We start from the raw sequence: 19,234 nt of genomic DNA, 5'->3' as shown, positions 1-19,234 counted from the left end.
ATTACCTTTTCCACTATAAATAGTAATCAATTTAGCATGTTGAACTGATAAAATTACTATATTAACACTATCATTAAAGGTTTGTATTGGTACACCAGCAATTTTGTTATCGAGGCTTTTTAGAAATCTGTGTATCTTTGTTTTACAAAGTACTAGTTTAGATTAATTCTGTCTTCAAATTTTATCATAAAATGAGCAATTGCTGTATTTCAATTTTGAATAGGCAATGTTCATTTTTTTGTTATATTTTCAATTGCTAAATAAAATATTTTGAAAACTGACATATCATTAGGAAAAACTTTTTTATTTCTGATAACTTTTCTTAATTGACTATTAACAGATTCAATAGCATTTGTAGTATAAATTACTCTTTTGATTTCTACAGGATAACTAATAAAAACCATTAAATTTTCTCAATTTTTATATCAAGATTTAGCAATTTGAGGATATTGTTTATTTCATTTACTTTCAAATGATTCTAAAGCTTGCATTGCTTGTTCTTCACTACATGCAGTATAAATTGGCTTTAAATCTGTAACTAAAGTTTTTCGATGTTTGTATGAAACATATTTTAAACTATTTCGAATTTGATGAACAATGCATAATTGATGTTCTGTTTTAGGATAAACTGATTGTATTGCTTCTGACATGCCTGTTAAATTGTCACTACAAGCAATAAGAATATCATTTAAGCCTCGATTTTTCATTTCTGTCAAATTAGATAATCAAAATTTAGCACCTTCATTTTCACTAATTCATAAGCCTAAAACATCTTTTTTGCCTTCTAAATCAACTACTAATGCTATATAAACTGATTTGTTAATAATGCGTTTATCTTGTCTTACTTTAACTACTATACAATCAAAGTAAACAATAGGATAAATACTTTCTAATGGTCGATTTTGTCATGCTTTGACATCATCAATAACATCATCAGTAATTTGACTAATAACACTTTCACTAATATCAGCACCATGATATAACTCTTGTAACTGCATTCTAATGTCAGATAGAGTCATACCTTTTGCATATAGTGAAAGCACTTGTTGATCAAAACCATCAAATCTTCGCTGTCTTTTTGCAACTATTACAGGAGTAAAATCACTATTGCGATCTCTTGGTACATCAATCTCAATTTTACCTTGTTGAGTTATTAATTTTTTTGAACTTGTACCATTACGAGCATTTTCAGTATTACTATGTTGATTTTTTTCATATCCTAAATAATTTTGCATTTCAGAATTCAACATTTTTTCAACTAAACGTTTTGTTAATTCTTTATATAAACCCCCTTCTTTAAAAACTGTTGTTAAATCTTCAGTATTTTCTAATAATAAATCTACTGCTTTTGATATTGGATCATTATTATTAATATTTTGTTTTTTAGCCATCTGTAACTCACTCTTTCTAGTCATTTAATTATATTTACTAGAATTACCTGAATTGTAAAATTAAAAAGGACACTTATATAAAAATTAAATTGTGTTAATTCTATAATTAAGAAAAGAAAGGAATTAGCACAATGTATAAGTATCTGACTATTGAATCAATAATAGCAATAAAAGAATATAAAAGTTATGGATTTTCGATTCGTAAAATAGCAAAAGCCATTGATTATAGTAAATCAACTGTACATAGAGTTTGTAGATTATTAAATCAAAACTTATTACCATTAGAAATATTGAATAAAATTCAAAAAAATAAACAAAATGCAGGTAGAAAATTAATAATTTTAACTTTAATAGAAATTAATACTATTAATCATTTGTTAATTACTAAAAATTATGCTCTTGATATAATTGCTAATTTTTTAAAGGAAAATAAAATAAAAAGTATTTCAACAAAAACTTTATATAACATGTTTAAAACAAATCGAATGGGTTTTGATGAAAATAACTTATTGAGAAAAGGAAAAAATAAACCTCACAAACAAAAAGAAACTAGGGGCAGAATTAATAATTGTAAGTCTATTCATGAAAGAAATTTAATCATTCCTAATATTAAAAATATAGAAGAATTTGGTCATTTAGAGGGTGATACTATCATTGGTAAAGATCATAAAAGTTCTATTATTACTTTAGCTGATATATGATCAAAAACCACAATTCTTTTAGCAACTAAAAATAATAAATCAGAAAATATTACAAAAAGTATAATAAAATTTATTTCAAAGTTACAAAAAGGAACAGTTAAAACTATTACTTTTGATCGTGGTAAAGAATTTAGTAAATGAAAATTAATCGAAAAAAATTGTAATGTTAAGATTTATTTTGCAGATCCTGGTAAACCTTGTCAAAGAGGTTTAAATGAAAATAATAATGGTATTTTAAGAAGATATTTACCAAAATCTACAGATCTATCTTCATATAAACAAAAAGATTTAAATACTATAGCATTTCAAATTAATTCTACACCCAGAAAATCACTATCTTATAAAAGACCAATAGATTTAATACAATTATTTCCTGAATTGTAAAATTAAAAAGGACACTTATATAAAAATTAAATTGTGTTAATTCTATAATTAAGAAAAGAAAGGAATTAGCACAATGTATAAGTATCTGACTATTGAATCAATAATAGCAATAAAAGAATATAAAAGTTATGGATTTTCGATTCGTAAAATAGCAAAAGCCATTGATTATAGTAAATCAACTGTACATAGAGTTTGTAGATTATTAAATCAAAACTTATTACCATTAGAAATATTGAATAAAATTCAAAAAAATAAACAAAATGCAGGTAGAAAATTAATAATTTTAACTTTAATAGAAATTAATACTATTAATCATTTGTTAATTACTAAAAATTATGCTCTTGATATAATTGCTAATTTTTTAAAGGAAAATAAAATAAAAAGTATTTCAACAAAAACTTTATATAACATGTTTAAAACAAATCGAATGGGTTTTGATGAAAATAACTTATTGAGAAAAGGAAAAAATAAACCTCACAAACAAAAAGAAACTAGGGGCAGAATTAATAATTGTAAGTCTATTCATGAAAGAAATTTAATCATTCCTAATATTAAAAATATAGAAGAATTTGGTCATTTAGAGGGTGATACTATCATTGGTAAAGATCATAAAAGTTCTATTATTACTTTAGCTGATATATGATCAAAAACCACAATTCTTTTAGCAACTAAAAATAATAAATCAGAAAATATTACAAAAAGTATAATAAAATTTATTTCAAAGTTACAAAAAGGAACAGTTAAAACTATTACTTTTGATCGTGGTAAAGAATTTAGTAAATGAAAATTAATCGAAAAAAATTGTAATGTTAAGATTTATTTTGCAGATCCTGGTAAACCTTGTCAAAGAGGTTTAAATGAAAATAATAATGGTATTTTAAGAAGATATTTACCAAAATCTACAGATCTATCTTCATATAAACAAAAAGATTTAAATACTATAGCATTTCAAATTAATTCTACACCCAGAAAATCACTATCTTATAAAAGACCAATAGATTTAATACAATTATTTTAAAAAACTGTCCCATTTATATTTACAATTCAGGTTTTAAAAAAACTGTCCCATTTATATTTACAATTCAGGTTTATAAAACATTTTTCATGTAAAATTATGAACTGAACCATATTTTTAACAATATCTTTGACATTTCCTGCTTCTTTTATAACTCCATTATGAATGTAAATATACTTTTCACAAAATTCCTTTAATTTTGTATAAAAGTAATTATACATGATAAAGTGTTATTTTTAGAGAATTTTTAAACTAAATAATGTTACTTTTAACAAATTTTTAATTAAAAATAATATTTTAAGTGTAAATTGATGAATAATTTTTGGTCATCCATACTTTTCTACATAATTAAAACAAAATTCTTCAACTTCGCTCATATTGTGAGTAACTAAGATCATTGTCTTATTTTTGTCAATAATATTTTTTCTAAAAAATTCAAAAATTTCTGAACGAACTTCAATATCTAATCCCGTGGAAACTTCATCTAAAATAACTAGATCAGGATCATGAATAACAGCTAGTAAAATATTTAAACGTTGTTGTTGTCCACCTGAAAGTGTTTGAATAAACTTATTTTCAATTCCAAGTAATTGGTATGTCTTCAGTAACTCTAATAGTTCATCTTCTTTCATTGAAATATTAAAAGTATGTAAATAATATTTAATCATATCCATAACAGATATTCCGGCCGGATATCTAGATTCTTGAAATTGTAAACCATTTACTAGATGTTCTTGACGAATTATTTCACCAGATGTTGGTTTACGAATACCACCAATAATTTCACTTAAGGTTGACTTACCATTACCATTTGCACCGATGATTCCAATTCGATCACCAGGATTAATAGTTAAATTAACTTTATTTAATGCTACTTTATTTCTATATTCCTTTGTTAGATTCAAGATTTCTACTAGTGGCCGAGACTTATCTATTTTTTTCTTATTTTGTTCATTATTTTCCATATATAATCCTTCTGCATTAGATTTTACTATAATTAAGTGTTAAAAAGCAATTATCGAAATTTGTGACAATAAAATAAACAGTATTAATTCTAAATATTTTGGAAAAATATTTTTTAATTTTTATTTTTCATGTATATATAATATAGATTTGAAAATAGTGATTATGTAGTATAGCAATTTAACACTTGCTTTAAATCAACATTTATGAATTCAAATCCCATTTAATTATAAAACCATATACTATTAATGATTACTTTTGTTGTTTTATAAATAAAAGTTATTATATTGTATAATTAATTATATTTGAGAAATTAGATAGAAACTTAGGAGGAACCATTGTGGAAAATTTAGTAAGTGAAGAAGTAATTGAAGAAACGTATTCAAAAATTAAAGATAAAATTAGTAAGACAAGTTTGATAAAAGCAGATAAACTTTCTTCATTTTCTGGTAATAATATATTTTTAAAGTTAGAAAATTTACAAAAAACAGGTAGTTTTAAAATTAGAGGAGCTTTAAATAAAATTCTTAATTTATCAAAGGAACAGCAAGCAAAGGGTTTAATTGCTGCTAGTGCTGGTAATCATGCACAAGGAGTCGCTTTAGCAGCTTCAAGTTTAAATTTAGTATCAAAGATAGTTATGCCTGTAACAGCACCACTAGCCAAAATTGCTGCTACTAAAGAATTTGGTGGTGCTAAATGTACTGTTAAACTTTGTGGTAATATGTTTGATGATGCAATGTTTGAAGCATTAAGACTTGAAAAAGAAGAAGGGTTAACGTTAGTTCATCCATATGATGATAATTTTGTTATTGCTGGTCAAGGTACAATTGGTTTAGAAATATATGAGCAAATGAATGCAATGGGTAAAGAAATTGATTATTGTTTAGTTCCAATTGGTGGAGGAGGACTTTTAAGTGGTATTTCAATTTATTTAAAAAGTAAAAATCCAAATATTAAATTTATTGGTATTGAAGCACAAAATGTTGATTCTTATAATCAAGCTTTAAAACAAGGAAAACCATTTAAAATTCAAGGTAAAAGTTCAATTGCTGATGGAATTGCTGTTAAACAAACAGGAGAATTAACATTTAATATTTTAAAGAAAAATGTTGATAAAGTTGTTACTGTTAGCGAAGAAGAAATTGCGCAAGCAATGTTATTTTTATTAGAAAAATGTAAAATTGTAACTGAAGGTAGTGGCGCTGTTACTGTTGCTGCTATTCTTTCTGGTAAATTAGATAAAATCATTGGTAAAGATAAAAATGTTGTTTGTGTAATTAGTGGTGGTAATGTTGATATTACTACATTAGGAACAATTATTAATAGTGCCTTAATTAGTTCACATCGACGAGTTCCTTTTTCAGTTAACGGTAAAATTAATAATAGTACTATTAGCGAAATTATTAATATTATTACTAAAAATGGTGCCTCTATTTATAAAATTCACAGTACATTTGATCGTAATAAATTAGATATTAGTAATTTTAGTATTTTTATAGTTATGGATACATCAGATGAATTTCAAAAAAATAAAATTTTTGCTGAGATTAGAGCATCAAGTTCTAACTTTACATTATTAGCTAAATAGTTTTTTAAATTTGGTATTTTATTAAAACAAAAATTTAGTTTAAAAATATCAATTATATTTAGGAGATTGTCAAAAATCCGGAATAAATTAATTCATATAGTCTTATTATTTTTTAGACAAGAAATAATTAGGATTTTTATGTAATTGTAAATTTATCTTACTACTATTTTAAAAATATTACAATTAAAATACTCAATTTTATAAATTATAAAAACATTTTAATAATTTAATTAATATAAATATATAACAAAAATTCTTATTAACTTTTAATTTAATAAGTTTTCTTAATTTTTATTTCAAAATAAGTAAAATTATGTTTTTAAATTTATTTGATTACATTTAAAAATAACCATTTTTATATAAATAAAAATACTATATGTTCTATTAACAATCATTTCTTTTAAAACATGTCAAATATTTGTTTCAGTAAAACAACCTTTATTTCATTTCTTACCTTGATTAACAATACCTTGTTTATTATTTTTAAAATATTGTTTTTTTAACTTTTTATGATTATCTAATTCTTTATATAAATAGTTAATTAATTCATCATATTGACCATTATTAATTAAATTTTTACAATGATTATATTCTTTTACATACTTTCCTTTATTTCCAGCCATTATTCCAAGATATAATGTTCTAATTAAATGGAATTTATCTAAAACAAACTCAGCACTTAAATAATCTGCTACATCTTTAATTCATCCTGCACTATCTCCACAAATAATAATTTTCGCTTGTTCAACATTTTCATAAAATTTTTGACAATGTTCTTTAATAAATTCAGCAGTTTTTTTAACTCCAATTACTGTTCTTGTTGGTCTTATAATTGCTTTTACTCTTTTATTTTGTACTTTGTGATTAATATTATCTGTATATGTTGTTATTAATCTCATAGAGTGTTTTATACCTTTACGTTTAAAATCTCAAAACTTTCTATGTCCATCATCAATTGCTACAAAAATAGGTTGATTTTTTTCTAGTTTTACTTTTACTGGATTTGCTTCAATTACTTCTAAATTTTTAAAAACTCTATGAATAGTACTAACACTAATACCTGCTTTTTTACAAATAGCACAAATATCATGATATCTTTTTCTATCAGCAAAATATTCAATAATAGTTTGTTCAACATCTTCACCAATTCTTTTATATTTAGGTAGTTCTAGTCATTCATAAACTAAACATACTCGAGTTCATTTTTGTAATTTTTCATTAAAATATTCATAAATTCTTCTTTTATAAGTTACCATTCCATACATTGTTTTTCTTGTTCGATATTGATAATCAACAATTTTATATTTCTTTTTATCTCTTGTATTTTTTATTCTTCAATCTATTTTTTCTCATTTCTTTGTTATATGTTCTAAAACTAATTTATCAATTTTAGGATATTGTTCTCTAAAATTTCATTTATAATTAAAATTCAAATTTACTTTTCCTAACTATTTTAAAAAAAATCTAAATTTATTGTAAATATATTTAAAAAATTAATTTACTTAATTATTATATAAATATATAAGTGTAATTTTAAATAAAATAAAAATTATTTAAAAAACCACTTTCATATTTAAAATATAATAAACAATTTCAATATAATTAATAGTATAGGTATTATAAAATAAACGCCTTTAATTTAGGCGTTATTTTGCATTTAAAAGCATACTTGTAAAAATAATCAAAAATAGTACAATTTAAAAGTAAAATTAAGGAAAAAAGGAGTAATTTAATATGAAAACATGAATAAAAATAAATTTAAGTAAAATAACATTAGCATTAGCACTAACTGGTGCTGTAAGTGGAGCAACTGGTTTAATAATAGGTTCACTAGCACATAATAAAACTAATAATTTGACATATTTTTTGAATCATGACCATATAGCAGTATGAGGAAATACAACTATATGAGAACATGACTTTGAGGGGGGGCATGAATTTATACTTTTCTGTTAAAAAAGCAGGAGATAATGATATAAAATGAGATGGTATTTATCCTAAAAATTATTTTTCAAATTAAACTTCTAAATTAATATAAGAAACATTTTCGTTGTATTTATCAAATAAGTTGATATTATTAAAATTTATTTTTTGTTTATCAGTTATTAAAACTAAATCATAATTTCCAGCACCAAATATACCACTAATTTCAATCCGATTTAAATTATTAATCGGGTTTTTAATTTGCAGTTCAAACTCATTATCATTGTCAATTTGTGAAATTTCTTCATAAAATTCTAATTTAGAAAATAATTTTGATTTATTTGAACCATATAAATTTAAAGCATTTTCAATTTTATTACCTGAATTGTAAAATTAAAAAGGACACTTATATAAAAATTAAATTGTGTTAATTCTATAATTAAGAAAAGAAAGGAATTAGTACAATGTATAAGTATCTGACTATTGAATCAATAATAGCAATAAAAGAATATAAAAGTTATGGATTTTCGATTCGTAAAATAGCAAAAGCCATTGATTATAGTAAATCAACTGTACATAGAGTTTGTAGATTATTAAATCAAAACTTATTACCATTAGAAATATTGAATAAAATTCAAAAAAATAAACAAAATGCAGGTAGAAAATTAATAATTTTAACTTTAATAGAAATTAATACTATTAATCATTTGTTAATTACTAAAAATTATGCTCTTGATATAATTGCTAATTTTTTAAAGGAAAATAAAATAAAAAGTATTTCAACAAAAACTTTATATAACATGTTTAAAACAAATCGAATGGGTTTTGATGAAAATAACTTATTGAGAAAAGGAAAAAATAAACCTCACAAACAAAAAGAAACTAGGGGCAGAATTAATAATTGTAAGTCTATTCATGAAAGAAATTTAATCATTCCTAATATTAAAAATATAGAAGAATTTGGTCATTTAGAGGGTGATACTATCATTGGTAAAGATCATAAAAGTTCTATTATTACTTTAGCTGATATATGATCAAAAACCACAATTCCTTTAGCAACTAAAAATAATAAATCAGAAAATATTACAAAAAGTATAATAAAATTTATTTCAAAGTTACAAAAAGGAACAGTTAAAACTATTACTTTTGATCGTGGTAAAGAATTTAGTAAATGAAAATTAATCGAAAAAAATTGTAATGTTAAGATTTATTTTGCAGATCCTGGTAAACCTTGTCAAAGAGGTTTAAATGAAAATAATAATGGTATTTTAAGAAGATATTTATCAAAATCTACAGATCTATCTTCATATAAACAAAAAGATTTAAATACTATAGCATTTCAAATTAATTCTACACCCAGAAAATCACTATCTTATAAAAGACCAATAGATTTAATACAATTATTTTAAAAAACTGTCCCATTTATATTTACAATTCAGGATTTATTTATAACTGTTGACGATATTTTAATTGAAGAATGTTAACAGTTATTATTATTAATTTTGTTTTACTTTCAACATTATGAATGAATAGTATTATTAAACCTTATTATGAATTAACGATGATTAATGTTGGTAATGCTATGAGTTTTTTATTAACTAGTCCTTATAATAAATCTGCTATTTTAATTGATGCGGGCACAGAAGATTTAAAACCAAATAATCCAACTATTTATAATTATCTTTCAGCAAAAGGAATTCATAGTTTAAAAGCAGTATTTTTAACTCATCATGATTTAGATCATATTAGTAATATTGGATTTTTGAAAATGAACTTAAAAATAGATAAAATTTATGAAAATACCAATCAATTATCGCAATATATTATTGATGGTTTTAATCCAATTCATAATTTAGTTTATGGTTTTAATTTGCAATATGTTTCTGAAAATAATAAAAGTTTAGTTTTGTTATTAAAAGTTTATAATTATAAAATTTTATTTACTGGTGATATTGAAGAACAAACCTTTAATTTTGTAGAAAAGTAGTGGTATTAGTAAAATTAGCAAAAATATATTTTTATATGGTATTTTTAATATTAAAGAGGTGATTTTAAATGAATAAAAATACAGTAAAAGAAATTTTAAATAATTTGTCTGATAAAGATTTTATTGAGATTTTTAGAGAAAATAAAACTAGAATTAAACAAATTGAGAAAAAAGAAAAATTTGAAGCAGTCGAACAAAAATTCAAAGAGAAAGGGATTCAATGTCCAGATTGTAGTTCTTTTTTGTGTACTAAATATGGTAGTAAAGATTATAAGCAAAGATATAAATGTAAAAGTTGTAATATTACTTTTCATGCTTTTAAAAATCATTATTTTTATTGAAGTCATTTATCTCATGATCAATGAGATTTATTGATACAAATAGCTACTTTAGGTCAATCTGCTTACATTATTTCTCAATTTATTAATACTACAAATAAAACTGCCTGATTTAATCGTCAAAAATTTATGAAATCAACACAATTAGTAAAAACACAAAATCAATTTGTAAAATTAAAAGCTAGAATTGAAGTTGACGAAACTTTTATCAAAGAAATTCATAAAGGAAACTTTAAAGATCCAAATGATCCAAGAAAACAATGAATTGAAGAAAATGCTAAAGATTTAAATTGTTGTATTCAAATGGCAATTGATGAAAACCGAAATATCTATGCTCAAACAACAAATACTAAAAGATTAAATAAAAAATGAGTACAAGAAAACTTAACATCGAAACTTATCGAAGAAAATTCAATTATAGTTTGTGATATGCAAGTATTATATGATACAGTAGCTAAACAAACTAAATCCACTATCCAGCAGTTTAAATCAAAAGAAAATAAAGAATTAAATTATAAAAAATTAAGTAATGTCAGTAAAATACAATCAAGTTTAAAAGAATTTATTACTCATTACCATGGCATTGGATTTACCAATATTCAAAATTACCTCAATTTATGGAAATGAAAATATCAACACTACGGATTAACCCCTTATCAAAAATCCAATGTGTTATATTTCAGTTTGTAAAAAAATAAATCCCAAAATTTAATAAAATCAAATTTTAAGTCAAGTTGATGACTTTTTTTATTTTACCACTACTTTTCTACAAAATTAAAAGAAAAAACAGTTATTGATTATCATCAATTATACGTTCTTGGTGATAGTCTTTCTGATACTGGGAGTTTTGTTGGAGCTGGGAGTGACTTTGTCCAAAAATCACCATTAGCACCTTGATGAGTCGCTCAAGTAGAATTAGGAGATCCATATTATTTAAATCGCTCTTTCAGTAATGGTAAGGTTGCAGCTGAAATTTTAGCTAATAAATTACATTTAAACTTACAAGCAAGATGAAAATATACGATTTTAAATGATGCAGCAACTTATAAACAATTTGGTAATAACTATGGGTTGGGGGCGCTGTTGCAGCTGAAAATGATTCATGAACAGGAACATTTTATTCAAACCGTTTTAGCCTTCAACATCAAATGGCTGCTTTATATTATCTCAACATCAAGATTTACAAAGTGATGATTTAGTCTTTCTTGAATCAGGAAATAATGATATGTTGGCTGCTATTGATAGTGGTAACTATTATAAAGGACTTGATATTATTTATAATGCAATTATAAAAGAAGGAGATATAATTCAAGAATTAATTAATAAAGGCATCCAAGATATTGTTGCTACTGATGTTCCAGATTTTAGTCTTGTCCCAAAATATTATGGAACTAAATCGCAAGTTTTAGCAAAACAATTATCTGACGCTTATAAAACACTTTGAAATCACGAGATATCTTTATATACAACTAATTATCCTAATTTTATTAGAAGATTTAGTTTAAGAGAAGAATTAAGTAAATATGCGCTGATATTTCAACAAGAAGGTAAAAATATTACTCAAAATGCAATTGAATCTGATTATGCTCATATGGCATTAGATGGTGCTGTTATAGCAACATATGTTAATGGTTCAACAAAAGAAACATTAAATAATTATTTCTTCTTTGATGAAGTTCATCCAACAACATTAGTGCATCAAGCGGTTGCTGAAGATCTTTATAATTTAGTTGAAAAGTGATAATGTTTTAAAACATTAGATATAACAATTAGTATATAAGATAAAAGTTCAAATTTGGAATATTATCAAAAACGAAAGTGTTTTCCGAATATTGAAACACTGAATAATCTTAAAAAAGTTTATTATTGAGGAAAAAATAAAAGTGTGATTATATATGAAACATTATGATATTATAACATTAACATAAAATATATTAATAATTTTGTGAGGTTGGAAACATGGTTTATATTGTTCATGGTCAAGATGAGTATTTAGTAAGAAAAAATATTGAACAATTAATTAGAAAAAATCATAAAAAAGAAAATTATGATTATAATCTATATGAATTACAAGAGGATACAATTGTTAATATTATTAATGAAATTCAAATTATGAGTATATTTGAAGAAAATAAAGTAATCGTAATTAATGATAGCAGTAATTTATGACAAAAATATATTAAAGAAAAAAAATTTGTTAATGCTTTGCTTAACCATAATCAAAAAACAATGATAATTATTAAAAGTTTAAATGTTGATTTTAAAATTAGTAGAGAATTTCAACAATTTAATATTATCAAAATTAAAAATTATACAAAATCACAATTATTATTATTAATTAATAAAGTTTGCAATAGTTTTAAAATTAACATTACTCAAGAAGCAACTAATTTTCTTTTAGAATACTTGCCAAATGATGTCAGTATTATTTTAAATGAGTTATCAAAATTAAGATTAATTGGAAAAAAAATAACTTCAGATATTATTATTGAGGTGGTTCCTAAATATTTTGAAACAAATATTTTTAAAACTGTTGAATATATATTAAAAAAAGATTATAACAATTTTTGAACACAATATAACTATTATAATGTTATTAATTATGATAAAATTAAATTGATTAATATTCTTGTATATCAATTAGAATTAATTAGAGATATCAAAATTTTAGTTAAACAAAAAAAAAGTAATGAAGATATTTCCAATATATTAAATATTTCCAAGTTTCAAGTAAAAATATTAGAACAATATTTAAATATTAATTTAAATATTAATAATATTTTGTTAAAATTATATGAATTAGATTACAATATCAAAAAAGGAAAGTTTAATAAAAATATTACAATTGATTTATTTTTTTTGAATATTTAGTATATAATTATAGATGTTTTAAACTCAAGAGGTGATACATATAATGAAAAGTAATAAAAATACTGATGTTACAGAAAAAAAGTTAGTAGAAGAAAATAGTGACATTACATTGGTTAAACCAAAAGTAAAAAGAGTTACAAAGAAAAAAACCGAAAAAGTGTACTCAGAAGAAGATTTAAATGTGGCATTATACTATGAAATATCAAGTACTATATATAACAGTTTAAATAATTTAATTGTTAGAAAATCTATTTTTGCTAATGAAGAACTTTTAAAAATTTTAGAATTACAAATTTCTAATTTATTTTTTCTTGAAAAAGAACTAAAAGAATTAAAAGATAAAAAGTATGCAATAGAATTTTTGCAGTTAATTTCTAATTTGGTAAATCGTAGTTTGAGCATTACTAAAAGTTCTCCTAAAAATCGTATTGAAATTCTTGAAGAGCGTAACTTATTAATAGTTACAATTACTAATATTTGTAAGACTGTGGAAAAAGAAAGTCTTGAACGAATAAGACAGTTTGATAATAATACTTTTAATGAATTAAATGATCAAATTACTGCATTAAATAATTTTAGTGATGATGCTACTGAGGTTAAGCCAAGTGTTACTCCAAATAATCAGAATGTTGATAATAATGTTGATACAAATCCTAATATTGGTGGCATTGGAAATCTAGGTAATAATTTAAATATTAATAATCTTGATAATAATAGTTTAGCAAATTTAGCGAAGTTAGGTGTATTACCGCAACATCCCGCCACAAATCCTAAATTTTACCCGTATATGAATAAACCAAAATATATTCCACTTTTAAAGAAAATATTATCAGCTTTTTTCTTATTAACAACAGTGCTAGCAATAGCTACTTATATACTAACTTATTTTATAGCAGGTACTTTTCAAATTAAAGATAATAATAGTACATCACCTGTTTATTATAATTTTGCACAACAATCAAAAACTATAGTTTTCACTATTGTCACAACAATAGTTTTAAATGGAGGCTTTTTATATTCAATTTTAAAACCACCAAAATTAGGTCGTGATTTATATTGAACATCATATTTTTTAATAGTTATTTTAATTTTTTGAATAATTTATACAATTTCAAATTTAATTTATATGACAACAAATGATTCATTATTAAGAACATTTACTTCTTTTTTAGATAAAGGTGACAAAATTAATCCTAATGCTTTACCTTGATTAAAAGGATTAGCAACCTTTAAAGCTTTTCAAATATTAACATATATTACAGCAGCATCAGCAATTTTACCAATTGCTATTATACTAGTTATTGCTATTCTTAATCCAAAAATTGATCGTAATAAAATTATGAGAGCCAATTCGGAATATCAAAATGCTATTAATAATGCTTTAAGTGGTAAACCTTATGAAATCGATCCATCACTTTTTGATGATAGTTTAGATAATAATAAAAAAGATACAAAAGATCATAAATTTTGACGTAATAGTGATTTATTTAAATAATAAAATTAAAAAGGACTAAAAGTCCTTTTTAATTTTATTATTTTTAATTATTAGATTTAATAAGTATTAATTAAATTAATAATACTTATTTTTGAATTAAAAATTTTAACATAATATTTATTTCGTATACATAAATCCTTTAATTTTGTAGAAAAGTAATGATACATGATAAAGTGTTATTTTTAGAGAATTTTTACACTAAATAATGTTACTTTTAACAAATTTTTAATTAAAAATAATATTTTAAGTGTAAATTGATGAATAATTTTTGGTCATCCATACTTTTCTACATAATTAAAAGATAGATCTGTAGATTTTGGTAAATATCTTCTTAAAATACCATTATTATTTTCATTTAAACCTCTTTGACAAGGTTTACCAGGATCTGCAAAATAAATCTTAAAATTACAATTTTTTTCGATTAATTTTCATTTACTAAATTCTTTACCACGATCAAAAGTAATAGTTTTAACTGTTCCTTTTTGTAACTTTGAAATAAATTTTATTATACTTTTTGTAATATTTTCTGATTTATTATTTTTAGTTGCTAAAGGAATTGTGGTTTTTGATCATATATCAGCTAAAGTAATAATAGAACTTTTATGATCTTTACCAATGATAGTATCACCTTCTAAATGACCAAATTCTTCTATATTTTTAATATTAGGAATGATTAAATTTCTTTCATGAATAGACTTACAATTATTAATTCTGCCCCTAGTTTCTTTTTGTTTGTGAGGTTTATTTTTTCCTTTTCTCAATAAGTTATTTTCATCAAAACCCATTCGATTTGTTTTAAACATGTTATATAAAGTTTTTGTTGAAATACTTTTTATTTTATTTTCCTTTAAAAAATTAGCAATTATATCAAGAGCATAATTTTTAGTAATTAACAAATGATTAATAGTATTAATTTCTATTAAAGTTAAAATTATTAATTTTCTACCTGCATTTTGTTTATTTTTTTGAATTTTATTCAATATTTCTAATGGTAATAAGTTTTGATTTAATAATCTACAAACTCTATGTACAGTTGATTTACTATAATCAATGGCTTTTGCTATTTTACGAATCGAAAATCCATAACTTTTATATTCTTTTATTGCTATTATTGATTCAATAGTCAGATACTTATACATTGTGCTAATTCCTTTCTTTTCTTAATTATAGAATTAACACAATTTAATTTTTATATAAGTGTCCTTTTTAATTTTACAATTCAGGTATAATAAAATAAAAAAGATAATGCAAAGGCTGATAATAATGACAAAAATAAAAACTGATGGTAAGAAATGAGAAAATAATTTTATAAAAATAATTAAAAATAAAACATTTATTAAATGATGCAAATATAATTCTATTATATTAATATTAGGAACTTCATTAATACTAAATATTATTTATATCCCAAAATTCTTAAATGGTACTACTAATCAAAATAGCATTACTACTAATATTGAAATTACAGCTATCAACGGCAAGGAAACTATTCTTGAAAAAACTAATTATATTACTACTTTTAATACACTTGGTAATTTACTAAGTGCTTGTTCTAATGATTTTACTGTTGAAAAAAGTCAATTTGGAAGATTTTTGGTTGCTGTAAAAGGTAAAAAAGGTACTCAAGAAGATAAAAAATTTTGATACATTGAGCATTGAAATGGTAAAGAATTTATTGATTTTTCAGTAGGTATCGATGATATTAAATTGGAAAATAATGAAATTTTTCAACTTGAATTAAAATAAAACTTTTTTATAATTCTTTAATCTTGGCATTGATTAAAATTTTTTGATTTTGATACTTTTCTAATTTCTGCTTTTCTATTTCAACTTTTGTTGGTGGTGCCTTTGCTAAAAATTGTTGGTTACTTAAAATATCTTTACTACGTTTTATTTCATTTTCAATATAAACTAATTCCTCTTTTAATTTTGCTAATTGTTCTTCTTTATTAAATAAATTTGAAACATTAATTTCTATTACTGCTGAATTAATAATTTTAATTATTTTATTATTAACAGACAACGGACTATCACTAATAGTAACAATTTGACTATTAGTTAATTGTAATAAATAAGGATTTAAAGTATTTTTTTCTACTTCAAAAAAAGAATTAGTCGTATTGATATGAATAGTTAACGGTAATTTTAAAGATAAATTAAGTTCTTTACGAATTTCTCGAATATTACCAATAATTTCAATTAATATTTCAACAAATTGTGTTACATCTTTTGTTTTTTCCATAACTTTAACTTTAGGAAACTTATTTGTTAAAATGCTATTTTTATACCCCATTTCTTGATAAATTGCTTCTGTAATAAAGGGAATAAAGGGATGAACCATAATAATAATTTGTTGTAAAACATAATATAATGTTTGTAATGAGTTACTTTGTTGCTCTTGATTTTGTAAATTAACTTTATTTAATTCAATATATCAAGAACAATATTTATTTCATATAAAGTTTGATAGTGCTTTAACTACTAAAACAAATTCATATTTTTCCATATATTGCTCTACATAAATAATCAATTGATTAAGTTCTTGTAAAATTCATTGATCAATAAATGATAATGAATTATTATAGACAATATTTTCATCCAATTGAAACTTATCATCAATATTCATTAGTACATAACGTGCAGCGTTTCATAACTTATTATTGAAATTTCAAGCTGACTCAACTTTAGTAATACTAAATCTTAAATCTTGACCCGGAGCACAATTGCTAACTAAAAAGTAACGTAAAGCATCGGCACCATACTTTTTAATAACTTCCATTGGATCAATTCCATTATTTAATGATTTTGACATTTTTCTACCTTGTTCATCACGAATTAAACCATGAATTAAAACATTAGTAAATGGTTTTTGGTTAGTAAATTTTCAACCCATAAACATCATTCGTGCAACTCAAAAAAATAAAATATCATAAGCAGTAACTAATACTGATATTGGATAATATTTTTGCAAATCAACATTTTTTTGTGGTCAACCCAAGGTTACAAAAGGTCATAAACCGCTAGAAAATCATGTATCTAATACGTCTGATTCTTGAATATAATCGTTAATTGGTGATGGTGGGTTAGTATCAACATAAATTTTCTTAGTTTTTTTATGATATCAAACCGGAAGCGAATGACCCCATCACAATTGACGGGAAATACATCAATCTTGAATATTATTTAATCACTGCAAAAGTTGTTGTTCAAATAATATTGGATGAAAATCAATCTTTGTTTTCTTATTTTTTTGTTTATCAATAATCATTTCAACTAATGGTTTCATTTTTATGAATCATTGTTGTGATAAATATGGTTCAATAATAGCGTTACTTCTTTCTGAATAACCAACTTGATGAAGATGGTCTTCAACCTTTACAACTAAATTTTCTTTTCTTAATTGTTCAACTAATTGTTTACGACACACCATTCGATCTTGATTAATATATGATTGTGCTAATTCATTCATAGTTCCATCAACATTCATACAAATAGGTATTGCTAAATTGTGACGTAATGCAATTTCATAGTCATTAGCATCATGAGCTGGTGTACATTTCATAGCACCTGTTCCAAAATTCATATCAACATAATCATCAGCAATGACTTTAATTAACATTTTATTAGCCGGATTAACAACCATTTTACCAATAAATTGTAAATAACGTTTATCTTTACTATTTACAACTATACACTGATCAGCAAACATTGTTTCTGGTCTGGTAGTAGCAATAGTAATAAATTCACTACTATTTTCTATAAAATATTTTAAATAATACATTTTTCCTTTTGTTTCATGATAATTTACTTCAATATTAGAAATAGCGGTTTTTAATTCTGGATCTCAATTTACTATCTTTTTTCCTCGATAAACTAAACCTTCTTTATATAACTTTACAAATACTTCATTAACTGGTTGCTTAACATTTTCATCTAAAGTAAATACTTCATGCGAATAATCTAATGCTAAACCAAGTTTTGCTCACTGTTTTCTTATGTTTTGTGCATATTCTGTTTTTCATTTTCATGCTTGTTGTAAAAATTTATCTTTACCTAATTCTTGCAAATTAAGTTTTTGTTCTTCTTTAATACGTTGTGCAACTTTAACTTGCGTGGCAATGCCAGCATGATCCATACCAGGTATAAATAAAGTATTAAATCCTTGTAAACGTTTATAACGAATTAATAAATCTTGGATAGTACTATCTCAAGCATGACCTAAATGTAAAAGTCCGGTTACATTAGGTGGTGGTAAGATAATAGAAAATGTAGGATTAATAGAACTAACATTTGCCTTAAATAATCCAGATTTTACTCATTGTTCATAACGATCCTTTTCAATTTCAATATGATTATATTTTTTGTTTAAGTTTCTATTCATTTGTTATACTCCTTTTTAAAATAAAAAAACATTCCACAAATAGGAACGTTTCTTAACGCGGTACCATCCTAATTCATTTACAAAGTAAATGCACTTAATTATTATTTAAATTACTAATAATATAAGTTACCTTCAAATTAAACTTGCTTAGTTTACAGCAACCACTAAGTCTCTAAATTACCATTTAATTTTAC

At 23.1% G+C, this 19,234-nt stretch carries 17 protein-coding genes; 11 read left to right on the top strand and 6 right to left on the bottom strand.

The features are described 5' to 3' along the window. Positions 1 to 152 precede the first annotated feature (152 nt). On the bottom strand, positions 153 to 1,391 hold the full coding sequence (locus AAHH39_RS12050; RefSeq protein ID WP_342219355.1) for an IS256 family transposase: 1,239 nt from the start codon (positions 1,389 to 1,391) through the stop codon (positions 153 to 155). Between the two features lie 131 nt (positions 1,392 to 1,522). Between AAHH39_RS12050 and AAHH39_RS12045 the strand changes: the two genes are divergently transcribed. Together AAHH39_RS12045 and AAHH39_RS12040 are read left to right on the top strand one after the other, a co-directional pair. Next, positions 1,523 to 2,476 carry an IS30 family transposase gene (locus tag AAHH39_RS12045; protein WP_342218253.1) on the top strand — a complete coding sequence of 318 codons (954 nt, stop codon included), beginning with the start codon at positions 1,523 to 1,525 and terminating at the stop codon, positions 2,474 to 2,476. Positions 2,477 to 2,549: 73 nt separating this feature from the next. Beyond that, on the top strand, positions 2,550 to 3,494 hold the full coding sequence (locus tag AAHH39_RS12040) for an IS30 family transposase (RefSeq protein ID WP_342218252.1): 945 nt from the start codon (positions 2,550 to 2,552) through the stop codon (positions 3,492 to 3,494). Here the strand turns inward: AAHH39_RS12040 and AAHH39_RS12035 are convergent. Then, on the bottom strand, positions 3,491 to 3,712 hold the full coding sequence (locus tag AAHH39_RS12035) for a hypothetical protein (RefSeq protein WP_342218251.1): 222 nt from the start codon (positions 3,710 to 3,712) through the stop codon (positions 3,491 to 3,493). The genes AAHH39_RS12040 and AAHH39_RS12035 overlap by 4 nt on opposite strands. A gap of 15 nt (positions 3,713 to 3,727) precedes the next feature. Continuing rightward, complete coding sequence (locus tag AAHH39_RS12030; protein WP_342218250.1) at positions 3,728 to 4,456, bottom strand: ABC transporter ATP-binding protein; 729 nt, start codon at positions 4,454 to 4,456, stop codon at positions 3,728 to 3,730. A gap of 338 nt (positions 4,457 to 4,794) precedes the next feature. Between AAHH39_RS12030 and ilvA the strand changes: the two genes are divergently transcribed. Continuing rightward, positions 4,795 to 6,045, top strand: coding sequence for a threonine ammonia-lyase (gene ilvA / locus AAHH39_RS12025; protein WP_342218249.1), 1,251 nt, complete (start codon positions 4,795 to 4,797; stop codon positions 6,043 to 6,045). A 311-nt stretch (positions 6,046 to 6,356) separates the two neighbouring features. Here the strand turns inward: ilvA and AAHH39_RS12020 are convergent, their stop codons facing one another. Next, positions 6,357 to 7,478, bottom strand: coding sequence for an Mbov_0401 family ICE element transposase-like protein (locus AAHH39_RS12020; protein WP_342218248.1), 1,122 nt, complete (start codon positions 7,476 to 7,478; stop codon positions 6,357 to 6,359). Positions 7,479 to 7,779: 301 nt separating this feature from the next. Here AAHH39_RS12020 and AAHH39_RS12015 point away from each other — a divergent pair, with 301 nt between their 5' ends. The 7 genes from AAHH39_RS12015 to AAHH39_RS11985 all read left to right on the top strand — a co-directional run bounded on the left by AAHH39_RS12015 (position 7,780) and on the right by AAHH39_RS11985 (position 14,659). Then, complete coding sequence (locus tag AAHH39_RS12015; protein WP_342218247.1) at positions 7,780 to 8,001, top strand: hypothetical protein; 222 nt, start codon at positions 7,780 to 7,782, stop codon at positions 7,999 to 8,001. A gap of 431 nt (positions 8,002 to 8,432) precedes the next feature. Continuing rightward, positions 8,433 to 9,377 (top strand): IS30 family transposase, encoded by a 945-nt coding sequence (locus AAHH39_RS12010; RefSeq protein WP_342218246.1) that lies wholly within the window; start codon positions 8,433 to 8,435, stop codon positions 9,375 to 9,377. A 68-nt stretch (positions 9,378 to 9,445) separates the two neighbouring features. Beyond that, on the top strand, positions 9,446 to 9,955 hold the full coding sequence (locus AAHH39_RS12005) for a ComEC/Rec2 family competence protein (protein ID WP_342218245.1): 510 nt from the start codon (positions 9,446 to 9,448) through the stop codon (positions 9,953 to 9,955). Positions 9,956 to 10,023: 68 nt separating this feature from the next. After that, complete coding sequence (locus AAHH39_RS12000) at positions 10,024 to 10,983, top strand: transposase-like zinc-binding domain-containing protein (RefSeq protein WP_342217794.1); 960 nt, start codon at positions 10,024 to 10,026, stop codon at positions 10,981 to 10,983. A gap of 535 nt (positions 10,984 to 11,518) precedes the next feature. Further along, entirely contained in the window at positions 11,519 to 12,037 is a 519-nt protein-coding gene (locus AAHH39_RS11995; protein ID WP_342218244.1) for a hypothetical protein, read from the top strand. A 215-nt stretch (positions 12,038 to 12,252) separates the two neighbouring features. Further along, positions 12,253 to 13,164, top strand: a complete 912-nt coding sequence (gene holA, locus AAHH39_RS11990) for a DNA polymerase III subunit delta (protein WP_342218243.1) — start codon at positions 12,253 to 12,255, stop codon at positions 13,162 to 13,164. Between the two features lie 43 nt (positions 13,165 to 13,207). Next, positions 13,208 to 14,659 carry a hypothetical protein gene (locus AAHH39_RS11985; RefSeq protein WP_342218242.1) on the top strand — a complete coding sequence of 484 codons (1,452 nt, stop codon included), beginning with the start codon at positions 13,208 to 13,210 and terminating at the stop codon, positions 14,657 to 14,659. 182 nt (positions 14,660 to 14,841) lie between these two features. On the opposite strand, the gene AAHH39_RS11980 is transcribed toward AAHH39_RS11985, so the two are convergent. Next, positions 14,842 to 15,798: an IS30 family transposase gene (locus AAHH39_RS11980; protein ID WP_342218241.1), complete on the bottom strand. Its 957-nt coding sequence runs from the start codon at positions 15,796 to 15,798 to the stop codon at positions 14,842 to 14,844. Positions 15,799 to 15,922: 124 nt separating this feature from the next. On the opposite strand from AAHH39_RS11980, the gene AAHH39_RS11975 reads away from it, so the two are divergent. Continuing rightward, on the top strand, positions 15,923 to 16,405 hold the full coding sequence (locus tag AAHH39_RS11975) for a hypothetical protein (protein ID WP_286642508.1): 483 nt from the start codon (positions 15,923 to 15,925) through the stop codon (positions 16,403 to 16,405). 7 nt (positions 16,406 to 16,412) lie between these two features. Here AAHH39_RS11975 and AAHH39_RS11970 read toward each other — a convergent pair whose 3' ends face one another. Then, entirely contained in the window at positions 16,413 to 19,040 is a 2,628-nt protein-coding gene (locus AAHH39_RS11970; protein WP_342218240.1) for a valine--tRNA ligase, read from the bottom strand. Positions 19,041 to 19,234 lie beyond the last annotated feature (194 nt).

It is taken from the genome of Spiroplasma endosymbiont of Amphimallon solstitiale, from assembly GCF_964030965.1.
Lineage (GTDB): Bacteria > Bacillota_I > Bacilli_A > Mycoplasmatales > VBWQ01 > Spiroplasma_E.
This window is presented reverse-complemented; position numbering and strand designations above follow the sequence as displayed.